Raw genomic sequence first — 26,512 nt, forward strand, 5'->3', positions numbered from 1 at the left:
GATACATCTGTAGGTCGCTTAAGTGAGTCAGGCGTCACACTTGGCCGTATTGCTGCCCGTGGCGCAGCCAGCGATCCAGCAGCGGGCTGACGTGATCCGGCCAGCGTTCCAGCAGGGCTTGCGCCGCATCGCGTACGGCAGGCAACAAATCGGCGTCACGCATCAGGTCGGCGACCTTGAATTGCAACAGGCCGGTCTGGCGAGTACCGAGCATTTCGCCGGGGCCGCGCAGTTCCAGGTCTTTTTCGGCAATGACAAAACCGTCGTTGGTCTCGCGCATGATGCCCAGGCGCTGACGGCCGATCTGCGACAGCGGAGGGTGATACAACAATACGCAGTGGCTGGCCGCACTGCCCCGGCCCACGCGGCCGCGCAGCTGGTGCAGTTGCGCCAGGCCCAGGCGCTCTGGGTTTTCGATGATCATCAAGCTGGCGTTGGGCACGTCCACGCCGACTTCAATCACCGTGGTGGCCACCAGCAATTGCAGATTGCCGGCCTTGAATTCGGCCATCACCGCCGCTTTTTCCACTGGTTTCATACGCCCGTGAATCAGCCCGACCTTGAGTTCGCCGAGGGCGCTGGTGAGGTCCTCGAAGGTGGTTTCGGCGGCCTGGCAGGTCAGCTCTTCGGACTCTTCGATCAGCGTGCACACCCAATACGCCTGGCGCCCTTCTGCGCACGCGCCGCGTACGCGTTCAATCACTTCCACCCGCCGGGTGTCGGTGACCAGCACGGTGTTGACCGGGGTACGCCCTGGCGGCAGTTCGTCGAGGATCGAGGTGTCGAGGTCGGCGTAGGCGCTCATGGCCAGGGTGCGGGGGATGGGTGTGGCGGTCATGATCAACTGGTGCGGGTTCATGCGCCCGCCCACGCCTTTTTGGCGCAGGGCCAGGCGTTGTTGCACGCCGAAGCGGTGTTGCTCGTCGATGATCACCAGGGCCAGGTTCTTGAACTGCACTTCGTCCTGGAACAATGCGTGAGTGCCCACCACCATGGGCGCGCCGCCGGCGATCTGCTCCAGTGCGGCTGCGCGGGTCTTGCCCTTGAGCTTGCCGGCCAGCCACGCCACTTCCAGGCCCAATGGCTCGAGCCAGCGCTTGAAGGTGATGAAGTGCTGTTCGGCGAGGATTTCGGTAGGTGCCATCAACGCCACCTGGTAACCGGCTTCCAATGCCTGCAAGGCGGCAAGCGCGGCGACCACGGTCTTGCCCGCGCCCACGTCGCCCTGGATCAGGCGCAGCATGGGCTCTCGCTGGCTGAGGTCATAGGCGATTTCGTTGCCCACACGCTGTTGGGCACCGGTGGGCGCAAAGCCGAGGTTGGCCAGGTACTGCGCGGGCAGGCGCGTGGCCTTGGGCATCGCTGGGGCGCGCAGGGAACGCATGCTTTCACGCAGGCGTTGTTGCGACAGTTGGTGGGTCAGCAGTTCTTCGAAGGCCAGGCGGTGCTGGGCCCAGTGATGACCCAGGGCCAGTTCGTCGACATCGGCGTCGGCCGGTGGGTTATGCAGGTAGCGAATCGCATCGTCCAGCGGCGCCAGTTGGTAGTCGCGGGCCAGTTCCAGCGGCAGCCAGTCGGGCAGGCTTTGCGGGCCGAGCATCGTCAGGGTCTGCAGGCACAACTGGCGCAGGCGTTGCTGAGTCAGGCCTTCGGTGAGCGGGTAAATCGGCGTGAGGGTGGTGTCTACCGGCGGTGGTTCGTCGCCGGTGATCGCGCGGTATTCGGGGTGGTAGATTTCCAGGCCGGACGCGCCGGGCCGCGCTTCGCCGTAACAACGCACGCGGGTGCCGCGCTTGAGGCTTTCCTTTTGTGCGTTGCTGAAATGGTAGAAGCGCAGGCTCAGGCCGCCGGTGCCGTCCTGCAGGCGCACCACCAGGCTGCGGCGCCTGCCCATTACCACATCGGCGCCGCTGACGGTGCCTTCGACCACCGCATCCTGCCCAGGGCGCAACTGGCCGATAGGCACCACGCGGGTGCGGTCCTGATAACGCAGGGGCAGGTGGAACAGCACGTCCTGGAGGTTTTCCAGGCCGACCTTGGCCAACTTCTCGGCCATGGCTTCACCGACACCCTTGAGTGCCGTCACCGGCACCTGCGACAGCTCAGTCATACGGCGGATCAGCTCGCGGCGGCGGGCGGCTTGGCCACCGAGCACAGGCGGATCGAGTCGGCGAGGATCTCAATCGCCTTTGGCCGTGGGAAGCTGGCACGCCAGGCGATCGCCACGGTGCGGAACGGCACCGGCGGCGTGAGTGGGCGAACTTCGATCACGCCGGGCGCGTAGTGATGGCTGTCCACCGCCGACAACGGCAGGATCGAGATGCCCAGGCCGGAGGCGACCATGTGACGGATGGTTTCCAGGGAGCTGGATTCCACGGTGGTGTGCTTGGCGCCGTCGTTGCCCTTGGTGAGGGTTGGGCAGGCTTCCAGCACCTGGTCGCGGAAGCAGTGGCCTTCGCCCAGCAGCAGCAGGCTCTTGTCGTTGAGCAGCCCGGCGTCGATGGTGGTTTTCTGGGTCCACGGGTGTGAGGCGGGCATCAGCACCTGGAAGGGCTCGTCGTAGAGCTGCAGGGTGAGTACGTCCGCCTCGTTGAACGGCAGGGCGATGATGATCGCGTCCAGCTCGCCGTTGCGCAGTTTGTCGCGCAATACGTGGGTGAAGTTTTCTTCGATATACAGCGGCATCTGCGGGGCAACGCGGTGCAGTTGCGGGATCAGGTGCGGGAACAGATACGGGCCGACGGTGTAGATCGCGCCGACCTTGAGCGGGGCAGTCAGCTGGTTCTTGCCGGCCTGGGCCAGCTCGCGAATGCTCTGCGCTTGCTCCAGTACTTTTTGAGCCTGGGCCACGATACCTTCGCCCACGGGAGTGAGGCGCACGGCGCTTTTGCTGCGCTCGAAAATCAGCACACCGAGTTCGTCTTCAAGCTTTTTCACGCCCACCGACAGCGTCGGCTGGCTGACGTGGCAACGCTCAGCCGCGTGGCCGAAGTGTTGTTCTTGGGCGAGGGTCACGATGTAGCGTAATTCTGTAAGAGTCATAGCGGGCGTCCATGAGGTTGCGGGCCAAGCATACCGGCTGCAATCGATAGACGCACGTTATCAGACACAGTGGTGCTTACGACACCCGCTAATCGGCTGTCGTAAGCAGGGACTCAACTCTGTGGGTACTTGAATGTGAAGGTTTTGGTGAAGGGAGACCACCATTCAGGCACACCGGTTTCTTTGTCGACGTGATGGAAAAACCCCTTGATCTGCGGGCTTTCGTAGCGCAGTACCACGGTGTAGGTGCCGGGGCCGTCCATCTTCACGTTGTTGGCATAATGGGCACCGTCTTTGGCGACCATCGGCAGCAGCGTGCCGATCTCCTTGTAGTCCGGCGCGCCTTGCTTGATCAGCGAGTAGGTGATGGTCAGGTACGGTACCCATTCACCGTTGGCCAGGCCGTACTTGTTATCGGCGGTGGCGTGGACGTCGGTTTCCAGGTGTACCGAGTCCTTGCTCATGACCATGCCTGGCGGCATGGGCGCCATTTCGATGCCCACCAGGTAGGACGATGCGATTTCCATGTCATTGGCCTGCACCGGGCCGCCAATCGGGTATTCGCGGGCTTGGGCGAGGGTGGACATGGCCGCGCCGCCGACGAGTATCAACGCGGCGGCCAAGGGTTTGCTCAAAGGTTTCATGGGGTAGCTCCGTGGGAGGTGGAACGTGAGTGAAGCAATCGACTGCCCGTCACCAGAAGCAGCAACGTGACCACCCAGGCAACCAGCTGAACACCCAGCGGTCGATCGGTGTAGCCCACCAGCGCTTGCAGCGCCCTGCCGGTGAGGCTGGCGTCGGACACCAGCCAGGAAGTGTCCCAGAGCTGATAGCCCCAGGCAGGAATCAGGTCGATACCGGCGAGGATCGCGGCGGCGCGTCCGGCCATACCGGCGGCGAGCAGCGCGATCATCCAGGCGGTGATCGAGAACAGGCGCTTGAGGCTGACGGCGATCAGGCCGCGATACAGCAGCCACGACAGCGCTGCGCCGGCGAAGATGCCAAGCACGCCGCCGGCCAGCATCGTCAGTGGGTCGGTGTGGGTCGAGGCGGCAATGCCATACAGGAACAGGACGATCTCGGAGCCTTCGCGCAACACCGCCACGGTGATCACCACAGCGAGCGCCCAGAGTGATTTTTCCCCACGCAGCACCGCATTGCCGGCGCTGCGCAGTTGTGCCGCCAGCTCACGTCCATGGGTGGCCATCCACAGGTTGTGCCAGCCGAGCATGAAGACCGCCACGATCAGAATCGCCGCGTTGAAAATTTCTTGACCGAACCCTTGCAGCGCCTGGGTGATTGCCCCGGTAAACAGCGCCAGAAGGCCCGCACCCAATACGCCTGCGGCGATCCCGCCGCCGATAAACAGGCCGCGTCGCGCCAGCCCCTGGGTGGCGGCCATGACGATCCCGACCACGATCCCGGCTTCCAGCACTTCGCGAAACACAATCAATAGACACGCGAGCATGGCCTACTCCTTCGCCGCGATGGCGGTGACCGTGCCTTTGGCCTGGTCTGGGTGGTAGTCATCGAAGAAGGTGTAGGTGCCTGGGTGCAGCGGGCCGGCGAACACCGTGACGGTGTTGCCGGGAACAATGATTTTTTCGAACTTCATGTCATAGCTTTCGAACTCATCGACGCTCTCGTCATGGCTGGTGAGCTGGATCCGAAAGCGTTCGCCCGCAGGCACTTCGAAGCTTGAAGGGGTGAAGGTGTGGTTTTGAATGTCCAGCGTGACCAGTCGATCGGCCTGGGCGGCGACCGGAAACGCAAGCAGGGCGAGGGTCAATCGGGCGAGGTTGCGCACACCGGCTATCCACTAATGAGAACTGTTCGCGGATGATTGGCGTTGCAATGAAGTGTTACAAGTGAAGATTGGGTGTGCACACAACCTGTTCAATCCCGGTTCAGGTTGAAGGCTGTGCGAGGGGAGGGAGCGGCAACCGTGGGCACCCGAGAGTGCCCACGCAGAGGCTTAGCGTCGACGTTTTTCGATGTTGTACACGAACGGTGCAACGATCTCGATACTGCCACCTTTCAACATGTCAGCCGGTGGCTTGGGCAGCGGTTGGGCACGACGGATCATGTCCAGGGTTGCACGGTCCAGGTCGGCGTTGCCGGAACGGCCCACCAACTCGTAGGACAGTACGTTGCCATCGGCATCGACGACGAATTTCAGGCGGTTCAGGCCTTCCTTGCCACGGGCCTGAGCGCCTGGCGGGTACTTCTTGTACTTCTGCAAGTGCGCCAACAGGGTGCCTTCCCAGGATGCCTTGGCTGCGATCTGCTGCGGCGATGGGCCAGGCACCGGCTGGGCCGATTTTTCAGCGGGCGCCTGGGTTGGCGGCGCGTCGCTCGGTGGGTCCTCGGAAGGTTTTTCCTTGGGCGGTTCGATCTTTTTCTCTACCGGCTTGGGCGGCTGAGGTTTGGGCTTGGGCTTGACCGGCTTAGGCACCTGGATCGTCGGCTTGGGCGCCTCGGCCAGTTTCGGCAAAGGCAACTCTTCTACCGGAGCGGGCGGCTGCGGCGGCGTGACCACTTTCGGCGGGGCCGGCGGCGGTGGCGCGGGCATCGGTGCCAGGTCGATGACCATGGCGGCCGGTGGCAGTTGCACCGTGCGCGGCGCCGACCAGTGGAGCGCGATGGCAATCGCGACGGCATGCACGCCCAGCACGACGGCGAGGCTGGTGCCATAACGCGTCAGTTTGTGGCGCGTCGTGATCATTTCTTGGCTGCCGTCTCAAGTCCGACCAGGCCCACCTTGAGGTAGCCGGCTGCCCGCAAGGCATCCATCACGCTCATCAGGTCGCCGTAATCCACGCCTTTGTCGGCCTGGAAGAAGATCGTCGTGTCCTTCTTGCCTTGGGTCTTGGCGTCGAGCACCGGGCCCAGGGTTTCGGTTTTCACTTCTTCTTCACCCAGGAACAGGCGTTGGTCCGCCTTGACGCTGAGGAAGATCGGCTTCTCCGGCCGCGGCGCGGGCTTGGCGCTGGACGCAGGGAGGTCGACCTTGATATCCACGGTGGCCAGCGGTGCGGCCACCATGAAGATGATGAGCAATACCAGCATCACGTCGATGAACGGCGTGACGTTGATTTCGTGGTTCTCGACGAGTTCGTCGTCGCCTTGATTCAAATGCAGGCCCATGGCCGATTACCCCACTTTCACCATGTGCGGTTGCAAGCTGCGCTCGGTAGGCAGGTGATCGAGGTCGCGGCTGACCAGCAGCAACACTTCTGCCGACGCGTCGGATACCTGGGCCTTGTAGCCGGCAATCGAACGGGCGAAGACGTTGTAGATCACCACCGCAGGGATCGCGGCAACCAGGCCCAGGGCCGTGGCCAGCAGGGCTTCGGCGATGCCGGGGGCAACGACGGCGAGGTTGGTGGTCTGGGTTTTGGCGATGCCGATAAAGCTGTTCATGATGCCCCACACGGTGCCGAACAGGCCGACGAAGGGGGCGGTGGAACCGATAGTGGCGAGTACGCCGGTGCCGCTGCTCATGTTACGGCCGCAAGCCGCTACCAGGCGCTCGAGGCGGAAGCTGACACGCTCCTTGATGCCTTCTTTTTCGCGGGTATTGGCCGACAGGCGCATTTCTTCCAGGGCGTCGTGCACCAACAGGTTGGCCAGTGTGCCTTTTTTGGTTGCGCTTTCACTCGCTTCCTTGAGGGTGGCCGCCTTCTTCAGGTGGACGATTTCAGTGCGCAGACGACGTTTGGCGCCCAGCAGTTCGAAGCCCTTGGCGATCCAGATGGTCCACGTGATGATCGAAGCGATGGCGAGGCCGATCATCACGGCTTTCACCACGACGTCAGCGTTCTGGTACATGCCCCATGGCGACAGGTCGTGGGCCATGCCCAGGGTGTTGTCTTCTTCCAGCACGACGCCGGTGTCTTGCGCGTCGGCGGGCGCGGCCGGGTTGGCGGCATCTGGCGCTGCGACAGGTGCGGCCGGGGCAGCGGCATTTTGCTCGGCGGCAACCGGGGTGGCTGGAGCGGTGGCATCAGCGAATGCGGCGGTCGGCGCCAGCAGTACGCTGAACAGCATCGCAGCAATCGCGCGCCAGGCGCGGGACGGGCTGTGAGGCTTGGTTGGCGAAGCGGGGGTTGTATTACGTGTCATGCTGGCCGGACCTGAGAAGAAAAAATGAGTGAGCGCCCTACCAGACCTAGGACGGTCGAGGACAAATGGGCGGTCATTATTGCAAGTAATTCTTGTTAACAGAAGTAATACAGTAACTTTATTTGTGCTTTTTCTGGCCGCCGGTCCGCTGTGAGGGCTAACCTAGACCTTTGAATACGGAGTTTTGTGATGTCTGCACCTTCTGTTGTGATTGCCGGATGCGGCGATGTGGGTAGTCGGCTGGCTAGCCAATTGCTGGCCTCGGAATGGGAGGTTCATGGCCTGCGCCGCGATATTTCGCGGTTGCCTGAGGGCGTCATCGGCATTGCCGGGGACCTGTTCAAAAAGGACTGCCCCGACACTTGGCCCATCGGCGGCGTGGATTATCTGGTGTATTGCGCCGCTGCGACGGATCACGACGAAGCCGGCTATCGCGCTGCTTACGTTCAGGGTTTGAAGCACGTGCTGGAGTGGCTGGAAGACTACGGCCAGGCGCCCAAACACTTGCTGTTTGTGTCCAGCAGCAGCGTCTACGGGCAGCAGAACGGTGAGTGGGTAGATGAAGCCTCGGACACTCAGGCTAAGGGGTATTCCGGACAAGTCATGCTCGAAGCCGAGCAGGTTGCACTGAGCAGCGGCATACCCGCGAGCATTGTGCGCTTGACCGGTATTTACGGCCCGGGTCGCGAATGGCTGCTGACCCAGGTGCGCCAGGGTTACCGTGTGGCGGTGGACCCACCTTTGTATGGCAACCGCATACACGCCGATGACGCTGCGGGGTTGCTGGCGTTTTTGTTGCGTCATGTGGAACAGGGCGGTTCGTTGGACAAGGTCTACATTGGCGTCGACGACGCGCCAGCACCGTTGGCTGAGGTGGTGGCCTGGCTGCGTGACTATCTTGGGGTTGCCGAGTGGTCCGAGGACGCCAGTGTGCGCCGTGCCGGCAGCAAGCAATGCAGCAATGCGCGCGCCAAGGCGCTGGGCTGGAAGCCGAGGTATCCGACTTACCGTGAAGGCTACGCGGCGATTCTGAAAGGCTGAAACGCGATCAAAAATGTGGGAGGGGGCTTGCTCCCGATAGCGATAGATCAGTCAAAGAGATGTCGACTGATGCACCGCTATCGGAGCAACCCCCCCACATTTGGATCTGTGTAGGGTTGCTTATTGCTTTTCAAGCAGCCACTGGCGGGGGCCGGGAGTGAACTGGGGCACTTCGTCCGTCCGCGCGGTATTGATCGCCTGGAATATCTCCAGTTGCTTGCCTTTACGCACAAAGATCCAAGGGTTGCCGACGCCGTTGAGCTGCAGCCAGATGCTGTCATAACCGCCGCTCATGGAGGCGCAGTCTCCGGCCAGGCACAGCGAATAGCGATCGACCCCCGGCAGGCCGGCGACTTTGCCGTCCGCCTGGAACTGTACGATAGCGCCGCTACCGAAGCCGTCGCTGATCTTCCAGTCGCCGCCCATATAGGCTGCGTACAGCGCACGTTCGAAGTTGGCACCCAGCGGTGCACCTTCCGGTGCGGGCTCTTTGGCGCGGGCAAACAGCTGTTCGGGCTCGTTATCGTTGGCCACCTGCAGCAGTTGTTTGCCTTTACGCTTGAGTTCGGTGGCGGAGCTGCCGTAGAAGTCCACGCTCCAGGCGCCGGATTTCTCACCGAGCAACTTGCCTTCCGCAACCTCGAAACCGTTGTAGTAGCGTGCCTGGGAGGCCTTGGTATTCACCTCCCATTCGAGGTTCGGGCCAAAGCTCTGCAACGCTTCACGCAAAGGGCCGCCCTTGGCTGCCGCATCGATGGCGACCTGATTGATCCAGGTGCCGCTCACATCCAGGTCGGCAGGGTTGCTGGCGCAGCCGCCGAGCATCAGGGCGAGCAACGAAGTGGCTACAAGCGCTTTGCGCATCATGAAATCCTTTTAAAACGAAGTCGGCGCAGCCTGTTAGAGGCTGCGCCGGGTTTTTACTCGATGACCAGAATCGCGTCCATCTCAACCTGCGCGCCCTTTGGCAGGGCAGCAACGCCGATGGCGGCGCGGGCTGGGTAAGGCTGTTCGAAGTACTTGCCCATGATCTCGTTGACCTTGGCGAAGTGGCTCAGGTCGGTGAGGAAAATGTTCAGCTTGACGATGTCCTTGAACGAACCGCCGGCGGCTTCGGCCACGGACTTGAGGTTCTCGAAGACCTGCACGGTCTGAGCTTCGAAGCCTTCCACCAGCTCCATGGTTTTCGGGTCCAGCGGGATCTGGCCGGACATATAGACGGTGTTGCCCGCCTTGATCGCCTGGGAGTAGGTGCCGATGGCGGCCGGGGCTTTGTCGCTGGTGATAACGGTCTTGGTCATTTATGACTCCTTGTAAGAGATGACTTATCTGAAAGGCTATGCCCGCATGCGGGTAATGCGGATCACACCGGTCAAGGCGCGCAGTTTCTTGATCACGCGGGCCAGGTGCACGCGGTCGTGCACGCTGACCACCAGCTGGACCACGCTGATGCGGCCATCGCGCTCGTCCATGCTGATTTTCTCGATATTGCCGTCAGCGGCGTTGACGCTGCTGGCCAGCAGGGCGATCAGGCCGCGCTGGTGCTCCAGCTCTACTCGCAGCTCGACGTTGAACTCGCCGGTGACATCCTTGGCCCAGGAGAGCTGGATGCATTTTTCCGGGTTGTGGCGGATTTCGGTGATGTTGCGGCAGTTGTCCAGGTGCACCACCATGCCTTTGCCCGCGGACAAGTGGCCGACAATCGGGTCGCCCGGGATCGGCGTGCAGCACTTGGCGTAGCTGAGCACCAGGCCCTCGGTGCCGCGAATCGCCAGCGGGCCTTCCGGGCTTGGCAGCTGTTCGCCTTCGCCGAGCAGGCGGCGGGCGACCACGTAGGCCATGCGGTTGCCCAGGCCAATATCTTCCAGCAGGTCTTCGATGGTCTCCTGGCGATACTCGTGGAGCATTGCTTGCACGCGCTCTTGCGGGATCTTGTCCAGGGCGCTGTCGAAACCGTTGAGCACCTTGTTCAGCAGGCGTTCGCCGAGGCTGATGGATTCGGAGCGGCGCTGCAGTTTCAGCGCGTGGCGGATGTGCGTGCGCGCCTTGCCGGTGACCACGAAGTTGAGCCACGCTGGGTTCGGCCGTGCGCCCGGTGCGCTGACGATCTCCACCGTGGAGCCGCTTTGCAGCGGCTCGGACAGCGGGGCCAGGCGCCGGTTGATGCGGCACGCAATGCAACTGTTGCCGACATCGGTATGCACGGCGTAGGCAAAGTCGACCGCCGTGGAGCCTTTGGGCAGCTCCATGATCCGGCCTTTGGGCGTGAACACGTAGACCTCGTCCGGGAACAGGTCGATCTTCACGCTTTCGATAAATTCGAGGGAGTTGCCCGCGCGTTGCTGCATTTCCAGCACGCCTTTGACCCATTGGCGGGCGCGGGCGTGGGTGCCTTTTGGCTGCTCGTCGCCACTGGATTTGTACAGCCAGTGGGCGGCGATGCCATTGTTGGCCATCTCTTCCATCTCGCGGGTGCGGATCTGGATCTCGATCGGTACGCCGTGCATACCGAACAGCGTGGTATGCAGCGACTGGTAGCCGTTGGCCTTGGGAATCGCGATGTAGTCCTTGAAGCGGCCCGGCAGAGGTTTGTACAAATTATGTACAGCGCCCAGCACGCGGTAGCAGGTGTCGACCTTGTCGACGATGATCCTGAACGCGTATACGTCCATGATCTCGTTGAAGGCCCGGCGCTTGCCGCGCATCTTCTTATAGATGCCGTAGATGTGCTTCTGCCGTCCGCTGACCTCGCCCTCAATCTCGTCGATCGCCAGGCAATGGCTCAGCGACTCTTCGATCTTGTTGACGATTTCCTTGCGATTGCCCCTGGCGCGTTTGACCGCCTGGTAGATGCGCGCCGAACGCATCGGGTGCATGGCCTTGAAACCGAGGTCTTCGAACTCGATTCGAATGGCGTGCATGCCCAGCCGGTTGGCGATGGGCGCGTAGATTTCCAGGGTTTCCTTGGCGATGCGTCGGCGCTTTTCGCCGGACAGCACTTCCAGCGTGCGCATGTTGTGCAGCCGGTCGGCCAGCTTGACCAGAATCACCCGGATATCCCGGGCCATGGCCATGGCCATCTTCTGGAAGTTTTCGGCCTGGGCTTCGGCCTTGGTCTCGAAATTCATCTGGGTCAGTTTGCTGACCCCGTCGACCAGTTCGGCCACGGTCTCGCCAAATTGCGAACTGAGCGCTTCCTTGGCGATGCCGGTGTCTTCGATCACGTCATGCAGCATCGCGGCCATCAGGCTCTGATGGTCCATGTGCATGTCGGCAAGAATATTTGCCACCGCAAGAGGATGCGTGACATACGCCTCGCCGCTACGGCGGCGTTGGCCGTCGTGGGCTTGTTCGGCGTAGAAATACGCTCGGCGGACCAGGTTGACCTGGTCGGGGCCGAGGTAGGTCGATAAGCGATCGGCGAGGGCGTCTATGCTCGGCAAAGTGTGAACTCCTGCCGAAGGCTGTGACCCCGCGCCGTGCTACGTCGACCAGGCATAGGCTTAGACGGCCTCGTTGGACTCGTCCTCGAACGCTGCAAACAGCGGTTCGTCTTCAACGATTTCAGCGTTGGCAATGAACTCGTAGCTCATCAGGCCTTCAGCGATTTCGCGCAGGGCCACAACGGTAGGCTTGTCGTTTTCCCACTGGACCAGGGGCTCTTTGCCGCCAGTGGCCAGTTGACGGGCACGCTTGGTAGAGAGCATGACCAGCTCAAAGCGGTTATCCACGTGTTCTAGGCAGTCTTCAACGGTTACGCGGGCCATGGTATTCCTCGGAGCGAATGCAAGATGCGCGCTGCCCGGTTGGGCGAGCGGACTGAGCAGTTTAAAAAATCACCAGCGTTTAGGGAAGCGCTGATTTTTCTCAGGCCCTCGCAAAACCGCTACGAGTGCCAATGTAAAGGCCTTGCAGCGGTTTTGGGAAGGGCCATTCAACCCAGCAGTTCGGCGAGTAATTTGCCGAAACGCTGCTGTTGGCGCTTTTGCTGGAGCTGATTGGCGCGGAAAATCGCCTTTAGATCATCCAGTGCGTGGGAAAAATCGTCATTGATGATCAGGTAGTCGTAGTCGACGTAGTGGCTCATTTCGCTGACGGCTTCACGCATGCGGCCTTCGATGATCTCGTCGCTGTCCTGGCCGCGGTTGGTCAGGCGCTGGTGCAAGGCTTCAAGCGACGGCGGCAGGATGAAGATCGAGCGCGCCTGGGGCATCAGCTTGCGGACTTGCTCGGCGCCCTGCCAATCGATCTCCAGAATCAGGTCGTGGCCTTCGTCCAGGGTCTGCTGCAAGTGGCTTTGCGAGGTGCCATAGAGGTTGCCGAACACTTCGGCGCGCTCCAGGAAGTCACCGTGTTCGATCATCTTCACGAACTCGGTGCGCTCGACGAAGTGATAATGCACGCCGTTCACCTCGCCTGGGCGCATGGCGCGGGTGGTGTGGGAGATCGAAATGCGGATCTGATCGTTGGTGTCGGTCAGCGCCTTGACCAGGCTGCTTTTGCCCGCGCCCGAAGGGGCGGAAATGATGTAAAGGGTGCCGGTGCTATGGGTCATGGAGGTCGCCTTACTCAATATTCTGTACTTGTTCGCGCATCTGCTCGATCAACACTTTGAGGTTGACCGCAGCGGTGGTGCTGCGCGGGTCGAATGCCTTGGAGCCCAGTGTATTGGCTTCGCGGTTGAGCTCCTGCATCAGGAAGTCCAGGCGCCGACCGGCGGCGCCGCCGGACTTGAGCACGCGCCGCACTTCAAGAATATGGGTACTCAAACGGTCGAGTTCTTCGGCGACGTCGCTCTTTTGTGCCAGCAGGACCATTTCCTGCTCCAGGCGCACGGGGTCCAGGTCGGCCTTCATGTCGGTGAAGCGGTCGAGCACCTTCTGGCGTTGGGTGGCAAGCATTTGCGGGACCAGCTCGCGCAGGGTGACGACATCGGCTTCGATCGAAGTCAGGCGCTCGTTGATCAGGCGTGCCAGCTCGGCGCCTTCGCGTTCGCGGCCGGCCTTGAGTTCCTTCAAGCCCTGGTTGAACAGGGTCAGGGCTTCGGCGTTGAGGGTTTGCGGGTCGGTGGCGTCGGCCACCAGCACGCCGGGCCAGGCCAGCACTTCCAGGGGGTTGAGCGCGGCGGGCTGCTGGATCAGGCTGGCGATGGTTTCGGCGGCGGCGACCAGTTGCGCGGCGCGGTCGCGGTCGACCTGCAACGGTTTGCCGGTGGTCTCTTCGGTAAAGCGCAGGGTGCATTCCAGCTTGCCGCGGGATATGCCCTGGCGCAGGGCTTCACGCACGGCGCCTTCAAGGTCGCGGAACGATTCCGGCAGGCGCAGGTGCGGCTCCAGGTAGCGGCTGTTGACCGAGCGCAGTTCCCAGCTCAGGGTGCCTTGGGCGCCGGCTTTTTCGACGCGGGCAAAGGCGGTCATGCTGTGCACCATGGAGGTACCTCGCGTTGCAGTCCCGCAAACACGGGCTGATGGTTAAGAAGGCGCAGGATTGTAGCGCAGTGGGCCGAGCGCGCCCAAACAATGGGCAATAGTTGACCATTCGTAACCGAATTTTTTAGCAGTGCCCCGAATCGGCTCGCGGCTCTATAATGCTCGGCAGTTTTTCGTCCCCCGTACAGGTATCCCCTATGAAACGTCCAAGTGGTCGCGCTGCCGATCAGCTCCGCTCGATCCGCATCACCCGCAACTACACCAAACACGCCGAGGGATCCGTATTGGTCGAGTTTGGTGATACCAAGGTGATCTGCACCGTCAGCGTCGAAAACGGCGTGCCGCGTTTCCTCAAGGGCCAGGGCCAGGGCTGGTTGACCGCCGAATACGGCATGCTGCCGCGTGCCACCGGCGAGCGTAACCAGCGTGAAGCCAGCCGTGGCAAGCAAGGCGGGCGTACCCTGGAAATCCAGCGTCTGATCGGCCGTTCCCTGCGCGCCGCCCTGGATATGTCCAAGCTGGGCGATGTGACCCTGTACGTCGACTGCGATGTGATCCAGGCTGACGGCGGCACCCGCACTGCATCCATCACCGGGGCCATGGTGGCCCTGGTCGACGCACTCAAGGTGATCAAGAAGCGTGGCGGCCTGAAGGGCGGCGACCCGCTCAAGCAGATGATTGCCGCCGTCTCGGTGGGCATGTATCAGGGTGAGCCGGTGCTGGATCTGGATTACCTGGAAGACTCGGCTGCCGAGACCGACCTGAACGTGGTAATGACCAGCACCGGTGGTTTCATCGAAGTGCAGGGCACCGCCGAAGGCGCGCCATTCCAGCCGGCCGAGCTGAACGCCATGCTGGCCCTGGCCCAGAAAGGCATGAACGAAATCTTCGAACTGCAAAACGCCGCACTGGCTGACTGAATCGGCCTCAAGGAGAAACGCCATGAATGACACTCAGCCATTGGTACCCACGCCGTCCTACGAGGCGCGCCAAGGGGCGATGCTGTGTCATTTTGCGGCGTTCCTGGGCTTTGTGTTCCCCTTCGGCAGCGTCGTGGGGCCACTGATCCTGTGGCAAATCAGGAAGGAAAAGGATGCGTTCATTGATGATCAGGGCAAGGAGGCCTTGAACTTCCAGATCACCGTGGCCATTGCCTGGCTGGTCTGCATGGTGCTGGCGTTCGCAGTCATCGGGTTTTTCCTGATGATCGCCCTCGCGATTGCGACGGTGGTGATGACGATCATTGGCGGTATCAAGGCCAACAAGGGCATTGCCTATCGTTATCCCTTTACCTGGCGCTTGGTCAAATAGCGAGCACCCACAAAAAAACCGACAGTGATGTCGGTTTTTTTGTGCCTGGAAAAGCACCTCAGATGGTCAGCGTCCAGTCGTAGTCCACGATCAGCGGCGCATGCTGCGAGAAGCGCGGCTGGCGCGGCAAGCGTGCACTGCGAACAAACCGGCGTAGACCTGGGGTCAGCAACTGGTAGTCGAAACGCCAACCCAGGTTGAGCATCTCAGCCTGTTCGTTGTCCGGCCACCAGCTGTACTGGTCGCCTTCGCGGCTGACTTCGCGCAGGGCATCCACATAGCCCATGTTGCCGACAATCTCGTCCATCCAGGCCCGTTCCGGCGCCAGGAAGCCCGGGGATTGCTGGCTGTCGCGCCAGTTCTTGATATCCAGCTTCTGTTGCGCCACGTACAGCGAGCCACAATAAATGTACTCGCGACGTTTGCGCCGCTGTTTGTCCAGGTAACGGGCGAAATCGTCCATTAGCTTAAACTTCTGGTTCAAGTCTTCATCGCCGTTCTGCCCCGAAGGGAGCAGCAAGGTCGCGATGCTGACCTTATCGAAATCGGCTTGCAGGTAGCGCCCGTAGCGGTCGGCTGTCTCGAAGCCGAGGCCGCTGATGACCGCCTTGGGTTGCAACCGCGAATACAAAGCCACGCCACCTTGGGCAGGGACTTCGGCATCGCAGGCATAAAGGAAGTAGCCATCCAGTTGGAAGGCTGGGTCGTCCAGTTCAAAGGCGGAGGCGCGGGTATCCTGCAGGCAGATGACGTCGGCATTCTGGGCTTGCAGCCAACTGAGCAAACCACGCTCGACTGCAGCCTGAATACCATTAACGTTCACACTGATGATCCGCATAAATGGCCCCAAAAATCGCGTGCGTGTATGATACACGCCGTCTACCTAATTAGCTAAATCCGTGGTATCTGAGGCTTTTTTCATGCAGGCGTATCAACGCGATTTCATTCGTTTTGCCATCGATCGCGGTGTTTTGCGCTTCGGTGAGTTCACTCTCAAGTCCGGGCGCACCAGCCCGTACTTCTTCAACGCCGGCTTGTTCAACTCGGGTTCGGCCCTGGCTCAGTTGGGCCGTTTCTACGCGGCGGCCATCGTTGAAAGCGGTATTTCCTTCGACGTGCTGTTCGGCCCGGCCTACAAGGGTATTCCCCTGGCCGCCGCAACGGCCGTGGCCCTGGCGGAACATCATGGGCGCGATCTGCCATGGTGCTTCAACCGCAAGGAAGCCAAGGCTCACGGCGAAGGCGGTAGCCTGGTCGGCGCACCGCTGACTGGCGATGTGTTGATCATCGACGATGTCATCACCGCCGGTACCGCGATCCGTGAAGTGATGCAGATCATCGCTTCCCAGGAGGGTGCCAAGGCGGCCGGCGTGTTGATCGCGCTGAATCGCCAGGAGCGTGGCAACGGTGAGTTGTCGGCGATCCAGGAAGTGGAGCGCGATTTCGGCATTCCAGTGGTGAGCATCGTTTCGTTGAACCAGGTATTGCAGTTCCTGGAAGATGACCCGCAGCTCAAGCAGCACTTGCCGGCAGTGCGCGCGTACCGCGAGCAGTTTGGCGTCTGACACAGACCCAATGGTGTAAGAGCGCTTGTGTGGGGGCTTGCTCCCTTCCACAGGCGATCTCCACTTATTTGTAGAGTCAGCGCCCATAGAAAAGGCCCCGCTCAATTCGATTGAGCGGGGCCTTTTTGTGTTTGACGCTTAAGGACGCTTGCGGTTACTGATCAGCGTGCCCACGCCGGTATCGGTGAAGATTTCCAGCAGGATCGCATTGGGAACGCGGCCATCCAGGATCAGTGAGCTGCCAACGCCGCCTTGCACGGCTTCCAGTGCGCAGCGGATCTTTGGCAGCATGCCGCCGTAAATGGTGCCGTCGGCGATCAGGTCGTCTACTTGCTGGGTCGTCAAGCCGGTCAGCACCTTGCCTTGCTTGTCCATCAGCCCGGCAATGTTGGTCAGCAGCATCAGCTTTTCAGCCTTCAGTGCCTCGGCAACCTTGCCCGCCACCAGGTCGGCGTTGATGTTGTAGGACTCGCCATTGGCGCCCACGCCGATCGGCGCGATCACCGGGATGAAGTCGCCTTTGACCAGCAGGTTGAGCAGGTCGGTGTTGATGCCGATCACTTCGCCTACCTGGCCGATGTCGATGATTTCCGGCTGGGTCATTTCCGGCGTCTGACGGGTTACGGTCAGTTTTTTCGCGCGGATCAGCTCCGCATCCTTGCCGGTCAGGCCGATGGCGCTGCCGCCATGGCGGTTGATCAGGTTGACGATGTCCTTGTTCACCTGGCCGCCGAGGACCATCTCCACCACATCCATGGTCTGCGCATCAGTAACGCGCATGCCATCGATGAAGTGACTCTCGATCGACAAGCGCTTGAGCAGGTCGCCGATTTGTGGGCCGCCACCGTGGACCACCACCGGGTTGATCCCCACGGCTTTCATCAACACGATGTCACGGGCAAAGCCGGTTTTCAGCTCGTCGCTTTCCATGGCATTGCCGCCGTATTTGATCACCAGCGTCTTGCCGACGTAGCGTCGAATATAAGGCAGCGCTTCGGACAGGACCTTGGCGGTGTTGGCAGCGGCTTCGCGTTCGAGGGTCATTCAGGGCTCCGGTGCAAAAATCAGAACGGTAATTGGAGATCAGGGGCAACACGTTTCAACTGGGCGTGGAACACGTCCTTGATGCGCTGCAACTCGGCCTCGGTATCCGCCTCGAAACGCAGCACCAGCACCGGTGTGGTGTTGGACGCGCGAACCAGGCCCCAGCCTTTGGCGTAATCGACTCGCACACCATCAATGGAGGTCAGGTTGGCGCCTTCACCCCATTGCGCATCGTGCAGTGCGTCAATGATGCTGAATTTGCTCTCCTCGGTCACATGGATATTGATCTCTGGCGTAGAAATATCGTTCGGGAAGGTCTGAAACAGCTCCTGCGCCGTGGATTCTTCCTTGCTGAGGATCTCCAACAAGCGAGCGGCGCTGTAGATGCCGTCGTCAAACCCGAACCAGCGCTCCTTGAAGAACACGTGGCCGCTCATTTCGCCAGCCAACAGCGCGCCGGTTTCCTTCATTTTCTTTTTGATCAACGAGTGACCGGTCTTCCACATTAGTGGGCGGCCGCCATATTCCTTGATCAGCGGGGTGAGGCGGCGCGTGCACTTCACGTCGAAAATGATCTCGGCGTTGGCATTGCGCGCCACCACGTCACGGGCAAACAGCATCAGCAAGCGGTCGGCGAATACGTTCTCGCCAGTGTTTGTCACTACGCCCACGCGGTCGCCGTCACCGTCGAAGGCCAGGCCCACATCGGCGCCGGTTTCCTTGACCTTGGCGATCAGGTCCACCAGGTTCTCAGGCTTGCCCGGGTCCGGGTGGTGGTTGGGGAAGTTGCCGTCGACGTCGCAGAACAGCGGGACCACTTCGCAATTGAGGGCTTCGAGCAACTGCGGGGCGATCACGCCGGCCGCGCCGTTGCCGCAGTCCACCACCACTTTGAGGCGGCGCGCGAGCTTCACGTCGCCAGTGATTTCATCAGAGTAGCGCTGAAGAATGTCGACTTTCGTGACGCTGCCCGTGCCGCTGGTCAGGTCATTGTTCTTCAGGCGGTCATGCAGGGCCTGGATCTGTTCGTTGGCCAGGGTGTCGCCGGCGATGACGATCTTGAAGCCGTTGTAGTCCGACGGGTTATGACTGCCGGTGAGCATGACGCCGGATTTGCCGGCCAGGACGTTGGCGGCATAGTACAGCGCCGGCGTTGGCACCAGGCCCACGTCGCTGACGTGGCAACCGCTGTCGGCCAGGCCCTGGATCAGCTGCTCCACCAACTCGGGGCCGGACAGGCGACCATCACGGCCGACCGAGACGTTGGGCTCGTCCTGGGCAAGGCTCTGGGCGCCGATGGCGCGGCCAATCCAGTAGGCGGTTTCGGCAGTCAGGGTCTTGGGCACCACGCCACGAATGTCATAGGCGCGAAAGATGCTGTCGGGGAACGTCGGGGCTACTCGGGCTGCGGTAGTCATCGCGGGGGGAACTCCATCTGAAAGGGGGCAAGGCTGGCCTGAATGGGGCTGGCCGGCAGGCTCAAACTGAAGGGTATGACGGTGTTTTCGGCAGAGAGTTCGTGGTGCAAAAGTGCCATCGGAGCTTGGGCTTCGTATTTTTGTTTGCGTAACCCGTTGATTTTCAATGGGAAATAACGCTGGTAAATTCCGCGCATTCTTCTTCCTGAAAGCCATGCGGTAGCGTCTGGCCGGACCAAAGGTGCCGGCCAGGGGCGGCGTGGTCAGTGGCTGCCGGAATGCCCAAAGCCGCCAGCGCCGCGTTGGGTCTCGTCGAATTCCTGCACCAATTCGAAGTGCGCCTGCACTACCGGTACCAATACCAGTTGGGCGATGCGCTCGCCGACTGCGATGTTGAACGCGGTCTGGCCACGGTTCCAGCACGACACCATCAACTCGCCCTGGTAGTCCGAGTCGATCAGCCCCACGAGGTTGCCAAGGACGATGCCGTGTTTGTGGCCCAGGCCGGAGCGCGGCAGGATCAGCGCCGCCAGGCCAGGGTCGCCGACATAGATCGACAGGCCGGTGGGGATCAGCAGGGTCTGGCCCGGCTCAAGGAGGGTGTCTTCCTTGAGCATGGCGCGCAGGTCCAGGCCGGCGGAGCCCGGGGTAGCGTAGGCCGGCAGTGGGAATTCGCTGCCGATGCGGGGGTCGAGGATCTTGGCTTGCAAAGCGTGCATGGAAATTAAACCTGGTTCAGCCGTTGGGCGATAAATGAGATCAGCTGTCGGGCAATCTTGCCCTTGCTGGTCTGGGCGAAAAGGGTGGCGTGCAGTTCGCGGTCAATCACGCTGCAGGCGTTTTCCTCGCTGTTGAAGCCGATGCTCGGGTTGGCGACATCATTGGCAACGATCAGGTCGAGGTTTTTGTCTTTCAATTTGCGCGCGGCGTAGTCCAGCAGGTGCTCGGTCTCGGCGGCGAAGCCGACACTGAACGGGCGGTCCGGGCGCGTGGCGATGGTTGCCAGGATGTCCGGGTTGCGCACCATTTGCAGGAGCAGGCCGTCGCCGCTTGTAGGGTCTTTCTTGAGCTTTTGCGGGGCAACCACTTCCGGGCGGTAGTCCGCGACCGCTGCCGAGGCGATGAACAGGTCGCAGGGAATGGCCGCTTCGCAGGCCGCCAGCATGTCCCGGGCGCTGACTACGTCGATTCGCGTGACCCGATCGGGTGTTGGCAAATGCACCGGGCCAGTGATCAAGGTGACGCGTGCGCCTGCCTCGACCGCGGCTTCGGCAAGCGCGAACCCCATTTTTCCTGAACTATGGTTGGTGATGTAGCGCACCGGGTCGATGTTTTCCTGGGTCGGCCCGGCGGTAATCAGCACGTGCTTGCCGGTCAGGGCCAGGTGTTGGAAGCACTCGGCGGCACACAGCGCCAGGTCGGTGGCTTCGAGCATGCGGCCCATGCCGACGTCACCGCAGGCCTGGCTTCCGGAGGCTGGGCCGAACACCTTCAGGCCACGGTTTTGCAGGAGTTGCGTGTTGGCCTGGGTGGCCGGGTCGCGCCACATGGCCTGGTTCATGGCCGGGGCGATGGCGACAGTGGCGTCGGTGGCCAGTACCAAAGTGGTCAGCAGATCATCGGCGATGCCTTGGGCCAGGCGGGCGATCAGGTCGGCGGTGGCCGGGGCGATCAGCACCAGGTCGGCCCATTTGGCCAGTTCGATATGGCCCATGGCGGCTTCGGCCGCCGGGTCCAGCAGGTCCAAGTGAACCGGGTGGCCGGACAAGGCCTGCATGGTCAGCGGGGTGATGAACTCGCTGCCGCCGCGGGTCATGACCACGCGCACTTCGGCACCGTGGTCCAGGAGCCTGCGAACCAACTCTGCGCTCTTGTAGGCGGCAATGCCGCCGCCGACGCCGAGAACGATGCGTTTCCGATACAGACGCTGCATTGGTTTGCCTTTCCAGTTCAGTGAAGCCAGTTCAGTGACGCCTGCGATCTCCCCTCCCCAGGTGAAATCGCATGCAAAAAAGAGGGCCTACGATAACACAGCGCCCGCCCAGCAACAGCGGCGGACGTGGCGTATATGGCGCACATAGGGAGAGGGAGGCGGGATGAGTATTCGCGATTGGCCGGCGGCGGAGCGGCCGCGGGAGAAGCTATTGGAGTGGGGCGCGGCAAGTTTGTCGGATGCCGAGTTGTTGGCGATTTTCTTGCGTACCGGGGTTTGCGGTAAAAGCGCGGTGGACCTTGCGCGTCACCTGTTGGCGCAATTTGGTGGCTTGCGCCCCTTGTTGGAGGCCAGCCAGGCGTTGTTCAGCCAGCAATTGGGCTTGGGGCCCGCCAAGTTTGCCCAGTTGCAGGCGGTGCTGGAAATGTCCCGGCGGCACATGGCCGAACAACTGCGCAGTGAATCGGTACTCGAAAGCCCGATAGCCGTGCGCAATTACCTCAAGGCGCTGTTGCGTCATGAGCCACACGAGATCTTCGGCTGCCTGTTTCTCGATTCAAAGCACCGCGTCTTGGGCTTCGAGGCTTTGTTCCAGGGCACTATCGATGCCGCCGTGGTTTACCCGCGGCAAGTGGTCAAGCGCGCCCTGGCTTACAACGCAGCGGCATTGATCCTGTGTCACAACCATCCTTCGGGAAGTGCGGAGCCGAGCGTGGCTGATCGAAAACTGACCAAAACCCTGCAAGGCGCCCTGGAGGTGGTGGATGTGCGGCTGCTGGATCACATCATCGTGGGGGATGGTGATCCGTTGTCGATGGCTGAATATGGGTGGATATGACCCCGCCCAGTGGGCGGGGCCTGCTATCAGGGCTTGACGCTGGCCTTGGAGAAATCCTGGCGCCCGAACGGGCTTACCTGGTACCCCTGGACGTTCTTGCGGGCCAGGGCAAACGCGGTCGGATGCGCCAACGGTAACCACAACGCCTGCTGCTGGATCTGCGCCTGAGCCTGTTGATACAGCTTGCTGCGCACGCCTTGCTCGCTGGTGGTCTTGCCGGCGCTGATCAGCTTGTCCAGGGCCGGGTCGCAATAACGGGCGAAGTTGGTGCCTGATTTGACCGCCGCGCAGGAGAATTGCGGGGTCAGGAAGTTATCCGGGTCACCGTTGTCGCCGGCCCAGCCCATGAACAGCAAGTCGTGCTCGCCGGCCTTGGCACGGCGAATCAGCTCGCCCCATTCGATCACGCGGATTTCGGCCTGGATGCCGACCTTGGCCAGGTCCGCCTGCAATAATTGCGCGCCCAGGTTCGGGTTGGGGTTCAGCAGGCTGCCGGTGGGGCGAGTCCAGATAGTAGTCTTGAAGCCATCCTTGAGCCCGGCGCGGTCCAGCAACACCTTGGCCCTGGCAAGGTCCTGGGGATAACCCGGCAAGTCCTTGGCGTAGCTCCAGGTATTGGGCGGGTACGGGCCGTTGGCGGCTTCGGCGGTGCCTTCAAACACAGCCTTGAGGTAGCTGGCCTTGTCGAACGCCAGGTTGATCGCCTGGCGCACTTCGGGCTTGTCCAGAGGAGGGTGCTGGCTGTTGATGGCCACGAATGCGGTCATGAAGGCTGCGGTTTTTTCCACCTTGAGCGCAGGATCTTTCTCTGCCTCGCCTACATCCAGCGGCTTGGGCGACAAGGCGATCTGGCACTCGTCGCGGTGCAATTTCTGCAAGCGCACATTGGCGTCCGGTGTAATGGCGAAGATCAAGTTATCCACAGCCGGTTTGCCGGCGAAGTAGTCCGGGTTGGCCTTGTAGCGAACCACCGCATCTTTCTGGAAGCGGCTGAAGATGAATGGCCCGGTGCCGATGGGCTGGCTATTGAGCTTTTCGGGCGTGCCGGCCTTGAGCAGTTTGTCGGCGTATTCGGCCGGGTAGATCGAGGCAAAGCCCATGCTCAGGGCTGCGAGGAAGGTGGAATCGGCGTGATCCAGGGTGAAGCGCACGGTCAGCGGGTCGAGGGCGTCGATCTTCTTGACCAGCGCAGGCAATTGCAGGGATTGGGCGTGAGGGAAGCCACTCTGGGCAATTTTGTGCCAGGGGTTGGCCGGGTCCAGCATGCGTTCGAAGCTGAAGCGCACGTCTTCGGCGGTCAGGCTGCGACTCGGGGTGAAATACTCGGTGCGATGGAATTTCACGTCCGGGTGCAGTTTGAAGGTGTACGTCAGGCCGTCCGGCGACACGTCCCAGCTGTCTGCCAGGCTGGGCACCAGTTTGCCGCTGGCGGCGTCGAAGTCCACCAGGCGGTTCATCAGCACATCTGCCGAGGCGTTGGTGGTGGTCAGCGAGTTGTACTGCACCACATCAAACCCTTCGGGGCTGGCCTCGGTGCAAACGCTCAGGTTGCTGGCGGCAGAGGCCAGCGGCGCGATTAAAAGAGGGGCAAGCAACAGTGGCAGGGCAGCGAGGCGCATGGTCGGTTTCCTTTGCAGATCGAAGGCCCATCTGCGAGTGCAGTCTGGAAAAGCCCTACCGTAGTGGTCTGATTGGCAAATGACTAGCCCATTTTTGCCTGTGCTTTTGGCTCAAATGCTGTTTTGATGGCGCCTCAGAGAGTTTCGCTGTGCGCTTTGCGGCGCGCGCGGGCGCTGAAAATCATTCTGTGCGACGAGCGGTCGGCTATGGCAGCGGCCCCTCCTGGCAACGGTTCAGGCATCAACGGGCGAGATTTACTGCGGTAAAAACATACTCGCTGTTGTTGCACCAAGGTCTTTCTGGTATAAAGCAGCGCTCTTTTCTAGGGGCCCGGTTCCTTCGCTTGTAGGTGTAGCCGGTAAGACCCTAAAGAAACGCGGCGCCTGGCGCCAAATGACTGAGAGATTAAGCGGCCAACCCATGCCGGGTTGGGCATGTGGTTTTAGAGGGCTGAGGCATGTCGAGAGTCTGTCAAGTTACCGGTAAGGGTCCGGTGACTGGGAATAACATTTCCCACGCAAATAACAAAACCCGTCGTCGTTTCCTGCCGAACCTGCAGCATCACCGCTTCTGGGTTGAAGAAGAGAAACGTTTTGTTCGCCTGCGTGTATCTGCCAAAGGCATGCGTATCATCGACAAGCGTGGCATCACTGTCGTGCTGGCCGAAATCCGCGCCGCCGGCAAGATCTAAGGAGCTCTATCATGCGTGAATTGATTCGAATGATCTCTAGCGCCGGTACTGGTCACTTCTACACTACCGACAAGAACAAGCGTACTACCCCGGACAAGCTCGAAAAGAAAATGTTCGACCCGCGCGTTCGCAAGCACGTGATCTACAAAGAAGGCAAAATCAAGTAATTGATTTTCTTCCTTGTGAAAAAAAGCCCGTATCTCACGATGCGGGCTTTTTTTTGCCTGTGTGTTTACTGATCAGGCTTTCTGTTCGAATACCACATAGATCTTGCGGCATGCTTCCAGTACTTCCCAGGTGCCGCTGAAACCGGCCGGAATCACGAAACGGTCACCGGCACGCAGGGTCTTGGCGTTACCCTCGGCGTCACGCAGCACCGACACGCCTTGCACAATTTCGCAGTATTCATGCTCGGTGTAGTTGACCGTCCACTGCCCGACTTCACCCTCCCAGACACCGGCGTTCATCTGGCCGCACGGGCTGTTGTAGTGGTTGTAGACCGTTTGCTCGGGGTCACCCTTGAGGATTTTTTCGGCGGCAGGGCGATAGCGTTCGGGCGCGGTGTTGGCTTGGCTGAAGTCGACGATGTCCTGGATGCTCATGTGCGTGTCCCGTCTGGCCTGCGGTTGGAGAGTCCAAAGTCTATGTTTATTAAAATGAACATCGCAAGGGCGTTTACCGCCGTTATGTCAAATATATTGAAACATCCCCAGCCGCTGGTTTAGGGTGGCAGCTGCCTTGCGCCGAACAGATGGCTGGCGGGCAAGAATGCTTTGAGGCTGCCGGGGCACATCGCCTGGCCCTTATATTCAATAAGAGGAGGACACTCGCATGACCACCCTGACCCGTGCCGACTGGGAACAACGCGCCAAGGATCTGAAAATCGAAGGCCGCGCCTACATCAATGGCGAATACACCGCCGCTGTTTCCGGTGACACCTTCGAATGCATCAGCCCAGTCGATGGCCGCCTGCTGGCCACCGTGGCCAGTTGTGACGCCGACGACGCCCAGCGCGCCGTGGAAAACGCCCGCGCCACCTTCAACTCCGGTGTCTGGTCGCGCCTGGCGCCGGCCAAGCGCAAGGCCACCATGATCCGTTTCGCCGCGCTGCTCAAGGCCAATGCCGAAGAGCTGGCGCTGCTTGAAACCCTGGACATGGGCAAACCGATCAGCGACTCCCTCAACATTGATGTGCCCGGCGCGGCGAATGCGCTGAGCTGGAGTGGCGAGGCGATCGACAAGATTTACGATGAAGTGGCGGCCACCCCACACGATCAACTGGGCCTGGTGACCCGTGAGCCGGTGGGGGTTGTCGGCGCCATCGTGCCGTGGAACTTCCCCTTGATGATGGCTTGCTGGAAGCTCGGCCCGGCACTGTCCACCGGTAACTCGGTGATTCTCAAGCCGTCCGAAAAATCCCCGCTGACCGCCATCCGTATCGCGGCCCTTGCGGTTGAAGCAGGTATTCCAAAAGGTGTGTTCAACGTGCTGCCGGGCTACGGCCACACCGTTGGCAACGCCCTGGCGCTGCACATGGACGTCGATACGCTGGTGTTCACCGGCTCTACCAAGATCGCCAAGCAACTGTTGATCCGCTCCGGCGAGTCGAACATGAAGCGTGTGTGGCTGGAAGCCGGTGGCAAGAGCCCAAACATCGTGTTCGCCGATGCCCCGGACCTGCAGGCCGCCGCCGAGTCCGCCGCCGGTGCCATCGCTTTCAACCAGGGCGAAGTCTGCACCGCCGGTTCGCGCCTGCTGGTGGAGCGCTCCATCAAGGATACATTCCTGCCGCTGGTGATCGAGGCCCTCAAAGGCTGGAAACCCGGTAACCCACTGGATCCTGCGACCAACGTCGGCGCGCTGGTGGACACCCAGCAGATGAACACCGTGCTGTCGTACATCGAAGCCGGGCATGCCGATGGCGCCAAGCTGGTGGCCGGCGGCAAGCGTACGCTGGAAGAAACCGGCGGCACTTACGTCGAACCCACAATTTTCGACGGCGTGACCAACGCCATGAAGATCGCCCAGGAAGAAATCTTCGGTCCGGTCCTGTCAGTGATCACCTTCGACAGCGCCGAAGAAGCGGTGAAAATCGCCAACGACACCGTGTATGGCCTGGCCGCCGCCGTGTGGACCGCTGATATCTCCAAGGCGCACCTGACCGCCAAGGCCCTGCGTGCCGGCAGCGTGTGGGTCAACCAATACGACGGCGGTGACATGACCGCACCGTTTGGTGGTTTCAAGCAGTCGGGTAATGGTCGCGACAAGTCACTGCATGCATTCGACAAGTACACCGAGCTGAAGTCGACCTGGATCAAACTCTAAGCAACACCGCCGCTCAAATGTGGGAGGGGGCTTGCCCCGATAGCAGTGTGTCAGGCACCACAAGTGCTGGCTGATCCACCGCTATCGGGGCAAGCCCCCTCCCACACTGTTTTGTGTGTACTCAAGAATT

The 26,512-nt window shown here is 61.2% G+C and carries 29 protein-coding genes and 1 pseudogene; 8 read left to right on the forward strand and 22 right to left on the reverse strand.

Translation table 11 applies throughout. The features are described from left to right. Window positions 1–34: 34 nt before the first annotated feature. From recG to exbB, 8 genes are all read right to left on the reverse strand, one after another. On the reverse strand, window positions 35–2,110 hold the full coding sequence (recG, locus tag AB4N98_RS13195) for an ATP-dependent DNA helicase RecG (RefSeq protein ID WP_460149506.1): 2,076 nt from the start codon (window positions 2,108–2,110) through the stop codon (window positions 35–37). An 8-nt stretch (window positions 2,111–2,118) separates the two neighbouring features. Next, window positions 2,119–3,042 (reverse strand): hydrogen peroxide-inducible genes activator, encoded by a 924-nt coding sequence (locus AB4N98_RS13200; protein ID WP_003176928.1) that lies wholly within the window; start codon window positions 3,040–3,042, stop codon window positions 2,119–2,121. 113 nt (window positions 3,043–3,155) lie between these two features. Further along, window positions 3,156–3,686 (reverse strand): iron transporter, encoded by a 531-nt coding sequence (locus tag AB4N98_RS13205; RefSeq protein WP_017526802.1) that lies wholly within the window; start codon window positions 3,684–3,686, stop codon window positions 3,156–3,158. Beyond that, window positions 3,683–4,510: an FTR1 family iron permease gene (locus AB4N98_RS13210; RefSeq protein ID WP_017526803.1), complete on the reverse strand. Its 828-nt coding sequence runs from the start codon at window positions 4,508–4,510 to the stop codon at window positions 3,683–3,685. The genes AB4N98_RS13205 and AB4N98_RS13210 overlap by 4 nt, the downstream gene beginning before the upstream one ends. 3 nt (window positions 4,511–4,513) lie before the next feature. Beyond that, on the reverse strand, window positions 4,514–4,849 hold the full coding sequence (locus AB4N98_RS13215) for a cupredoxin domain-containing protein (RefSeq protein WP_017526804.1): 336 nt from the start codon (window positions 4,847–4,849) through the stop codon (window positions 4,514–4,516). Between the two features lie 168 nt (window positions 4,850–5,017). Next, window positions 5,018–5,767, reverse strand: coding sequence for a TonB family protein (locus tag AB4N98_RS13220; RefSeq protein ID WP_017526805.1), 750 nt, complete (start codon window positions 5,765–5,767; stop codon window positions 5,018–5,020). After that, on the reverse strand, window positions 5,764–6,189 hold the full coding sequence (gene exbD, locus AB4N98_RS13225) for a TonB system transport protein ExbD (RefSeq protein ID WP_017526806.1): 426 nt from the start codon (window positions 6,187–6,189) through the stop codon (window positions 5,764–5,766). Before exbD ends, AB4N98_RS13220 begins: the two co-directional genes overlap by 4 nt. A 6-nt stretch (window positions 6,190–6,195) precedes the next feature. Further along, entirely contained in the window at window positions 6,196–7,167 is a 972-nt protein-coding gene (gene exbB, locus AB4N98_RS13230) for a tonB-system energizer ExbB (protein ID WP_460149507.1), read from the reverse strand. Between the two features lie 189 nt (window positions 7,168–7,356). On the opposite strand from exbB, the gene AB4N98_RS13235 reads away from it, so the two are divergent. Further along, window positions 7,357–8,208 carry an SDR family oxidoreductase gene (locus tag AB4N98_RS13235; RefSeq protein ID WP_065879253.1) on the forward strand — a complete coding sequence of 284 codons (852 nt, stop codon included), beginning with the start codon at window positions 7,357–7,359 and terminating at the stop codon, window positions 8,206–8,208. Between the two features lie 120 nt (window positions 8,209–8,328). Here the strand turns inward: AB4N98_RS13235 and AB4N98_RS13240 are convergent, their stop codons facing one another. The 6 genes from AB4N98_RS13240 to AB4N98_RS13265 all read right to left on the reverse strand — a co-directional run bounded on the left by AB4N98_RS13240 (window position 8,329) and on the right by AB4N98_RS13265 (window position 13,637). Then, entirely contained in the window at window positions 8,329–9,072 is a 744-nt protein-coding gene (locus AB4N98_RS13240; protein WP_017526809.1) for a hypothetical protein, read from the reverse strand. A gap of 56 nt (window positions 9,073–9,128) precedes the next feature. Further along, entirely contained in the window at window positions 9,129–9,509 is a 381-nt protein-coding gene (locus AB4N98_RS13245) for a RidA family protein (RefSeq protein ID WP_003176922.1), read from the reverse strand. A 36-nt stretch (window positions 9,510–9,545) separates the two neighbouring features. After that, the gene (gene spoT, locus AB4N98_RS13250) at window positions 9,546–11,651 is read right to left on the reverse strand and encodes a bifunctional GTP diphosphokinase/guanosine-3',5'-bis pyrophosphate 3'-pyrophosphohydrolase (RefSeq protein WP_003176921.1); all 2,106 of its coding nucleotides are present in this window, start codon (window positions 11,649–11,651) and stop codon (window positions 9,546–9,548) included. A 60-nt stretch (window positions 11,652–11,711) separates the two neighbouring features. Further along, entirely contained in the window at window positions 11,712–11,975 is a 264-nt protein-coding gene (rpoZ, locus tag AB4N98_RS13255) for a DNA-directed RNA polymerase subunit omega (RefSeq protein WP_003176920.1), read from the reverse strand. Between the two features lie 167 nt (window positions 11,976–12,142). Further along, window positions 12,143–12,763 (reverse strand): guanylate kinase, encoded by a 621-nt coding sequence (gene gmk / locus AB4N98_RS13260; protein ID WP_017526810.1) that lies wholly within the window; start codon window positions 12,761–12,763, stop codon window positions 12,143–12,145. Window positions 12,764–12,773: 10 nt separating this feature from the next. Then, the gene (locus AB4N98_RS13265; protein ID WP_017526811.1) at window positions 12,774–13,637 is read right to left on the reverse strand and encodes a YicC/YloC family endoribonuclease; all 864 of its coding nucleotides are present in this window, start codon (window positions 13,635–13,637) and stop codon (window positions 12,774–12,776) included. 197 nt (window positions 13,638–13,834) lie between these two features. Here AB4N98_RS13265 and rph point away from each other — a divergent pair, with 197 nt between their 5' ends. After that, window positions 13,835–14,557, forward strand: a complete 723-nt coding sequence (gene rph / locus AB4N98_RS13270; protein WP_017526812.1) for a ribonuclease PH — start codon at window positions 13,835–13,837, stop codon at window positions 14,555–14,557. 22 nt (window positions 14,558–14,579) lie between these two features. Then, on the forward strand, window positions 14,580–14,948 hold the full coding sequence (locus AB4N98_RS13275; protein WP_017526813.1) for a DUF4870 domain-containing protein: 369 nt from the start codon (window positions 14,580–14,582) through the stop codon (window positions 14,946–14,948). A gap of 58 nt (window positions 14,949–15,006) precedes the next feature. Here AB4N98_RS13275 and AB4N98_RS13280 read toward each other — a convergent pair whose 3' ends face one another. After that, window positions 15,007–15,786, reverse strand: coding sequence for an exodeoxyribonuclease III (locus tag AB4N98_RS13280; protein WP_003176915.1), 780 nt, complete (start codon window positions 15,784–15,786; stop codon window positions 15,007–15,009). A gap of 82 nt (window positions 15,787–15,868) precedes the next feature. On the opposite strand from AB4N98_RS13280, the gene pyrE reads away from it, so the two are divergent. Further along, window positions 15,869–16,513, forward strand: coding sequence for an orotate phosphoribosyltransferase (gene pyrE / locus AB4N98_RS13285; protein WP_017526814.1), 645 nt, complete (start codon window positions 15,869–15,871; stop codon window positions 16,511–16,513). Window positions 16,514–16,651: 138 nt separating this feature from the next. Here pyrE and argB read toward each other — a convergent pair whose 3' ends face one another. From argB to coaBC, 5 genes and pseudogenes are all read right to left on the reverse strand, one after another. Continuing rightward, on the reverse strand, window positions 16,652–17,557 hold the full coding sequence (gene argB / locus AB4N98_RS13290; RefSeq protein WP_003176913.1) for an acetylglutamate kinase: 906 nt from the start codon (window positions 17,555–17,557) through the stop codon (window positions 16,652–16,654). A gap of 20 nt (window positions 17,558–17,577) precedes the next feature. Continuing rightward, a pseudogene (locus AB4N98_RS13295) lies at window positions 17,578–18,981 on the reverse strand (phosphomannomutase/phosphoglucomutase); the annotation flags it as partial. After that, complete coding sequence (locus tag AB4N98_RS13300) at window positions 18,972–19,172, reverse strand: hypothetical protein (protein WP_065879255.1); 201 nt, start codon at window positions 19,170–19,172, stop codon at window positions 18,972–18,974. The gene AB4N98_RS13300 and the pseudogene AB4N98_RS13295, both read right to left, overlap by 10 nt. 66 nt (window positions 19,173–19,238) lie before the next feature. Then, window positions 19,239–19,694 (reverse strand): dUTP diphosphatase, encoded by a 456-nt coding sequence (dut, locus tag AB4N98_RS13305; RefSeq protein ID WP_017526817.1) that lies wholly within the window; start codon window positions 19,692–19,694, stop codon window positions 19,239–19,241. Window positions 19,695–19,699: 5 nt separating this feature from the next. Continuing rightward, window positions 19,700–20,908: a bifunctional phosphopantothenoylcysteine decarboxylase/phosphopantothenate--cysteine ligase CoaBC gene (gene coaBC, locus AB4N98_RS13310; RefSeq protein ID WP_017526818.1), complete on the reverse strand. Its 1,209-nt coding sequence runs from the start codon at window positions 20,906–20,908 to the stop codon at window positions 19,700–19,702. Between the two features lie 163 nt (window positions 20,909–21,071). Between coaBC and radC the strand changes: the two genes are divergently transcribed. Beyond that, window positions 21,072–21,746, forward strand: coding sequence for a RadC family protein (gene radC / locus AB4N98_RS13315; RefSeq protein ID WP_017526819.1), 675 nt, complete (start codon window positions 21,072–21,074; stop codon window positions 21,744–21,746). 26 nt (window positions 21,747–21,772) lie between these two features. Here the strand turns inward: radC and AB4N98_RS13320 are convergent, their stop codons facing one another. Then, window positions 21,773–23,365: an ABC transporter substrate-binding protein gene (locus AB4N98_RS13320; RefSeq protein ID WP_017526820.1), complete on the reverse strand. Its 1,593-nt coding sequence runs from the start codon at window positions 23,363–23,365 to the stop codon at window positions 21,773–21,775. A 458-nt stretch (window positions 23,366–23,823) separates the two neighbouring features. Between AB4N98_RS13320 and rpmB the strand changes: the two genes are divergently transcribed. Both rpmB and rpmG read left to right on the forward strand, forming a co-directional pair. Continuing rightward, window positions 23,824–24,057, forward strand: coding sequence for a 50S ribosomal protein L28 (gene rpmB, locus AB4N98_RS13325; RefSeq protein ID WP_003176907.1), 234 nt, complete (start codon window positions 23,824–23,826; stop codon window positions 24,055–24,057). Window positions 24,058–24,068: 11 nt separating this feature from the next. Continuing rightward, on the forward strand, window positions 24,069–24,224 hold the full coding sequence (gene rpmG, locus AB4N98_RS13330; RefSeq protein WP_003176906.1) for a 50S ribosomal protein L33: 156 nt from the start codon (window positions 24,069–24,071) through the stop codon (window positions 24,222–24,224). A 72-nt stretch (window positions 24,225–24,296) separates the two neighbouring features. On the opposite strand, the gene AB4N98_RS13335 is transcribed toward rpmG, so the two are convergent. Beyond that, window positions 24,297–24,659, reverse strand: a complete 363-nt coding sequence (locus AB4N98_RS13335) for a cupin domain-containing protein (RefSeq protein ID WP_017526821.1) — start codon at window positions 24,657–24,659, stop codon at window positions 24,297–24,299. Window positions 24,660–24,888: 229 nt separating this feature from the next. Here AB4N98_RS13335 and AB4N98_RS13340 point away from each other — a divergent pair, with 229 nt between their 5' ends. Next, entirely contained in the window at window positions 24,889–26,382 is a 1,494-nt protein-coding gene (locus AB4N98_RS13340) for an aldehyde dehydrogenase (protein ID WP_017526822.1), read from the forward strand. The last annotated feature ends 130 nt before the right edge of the window (window positions 26,383–26,512 follow it).

The organism is Pseudomonas sp. S3_E10, assembly GCF_054667615.1.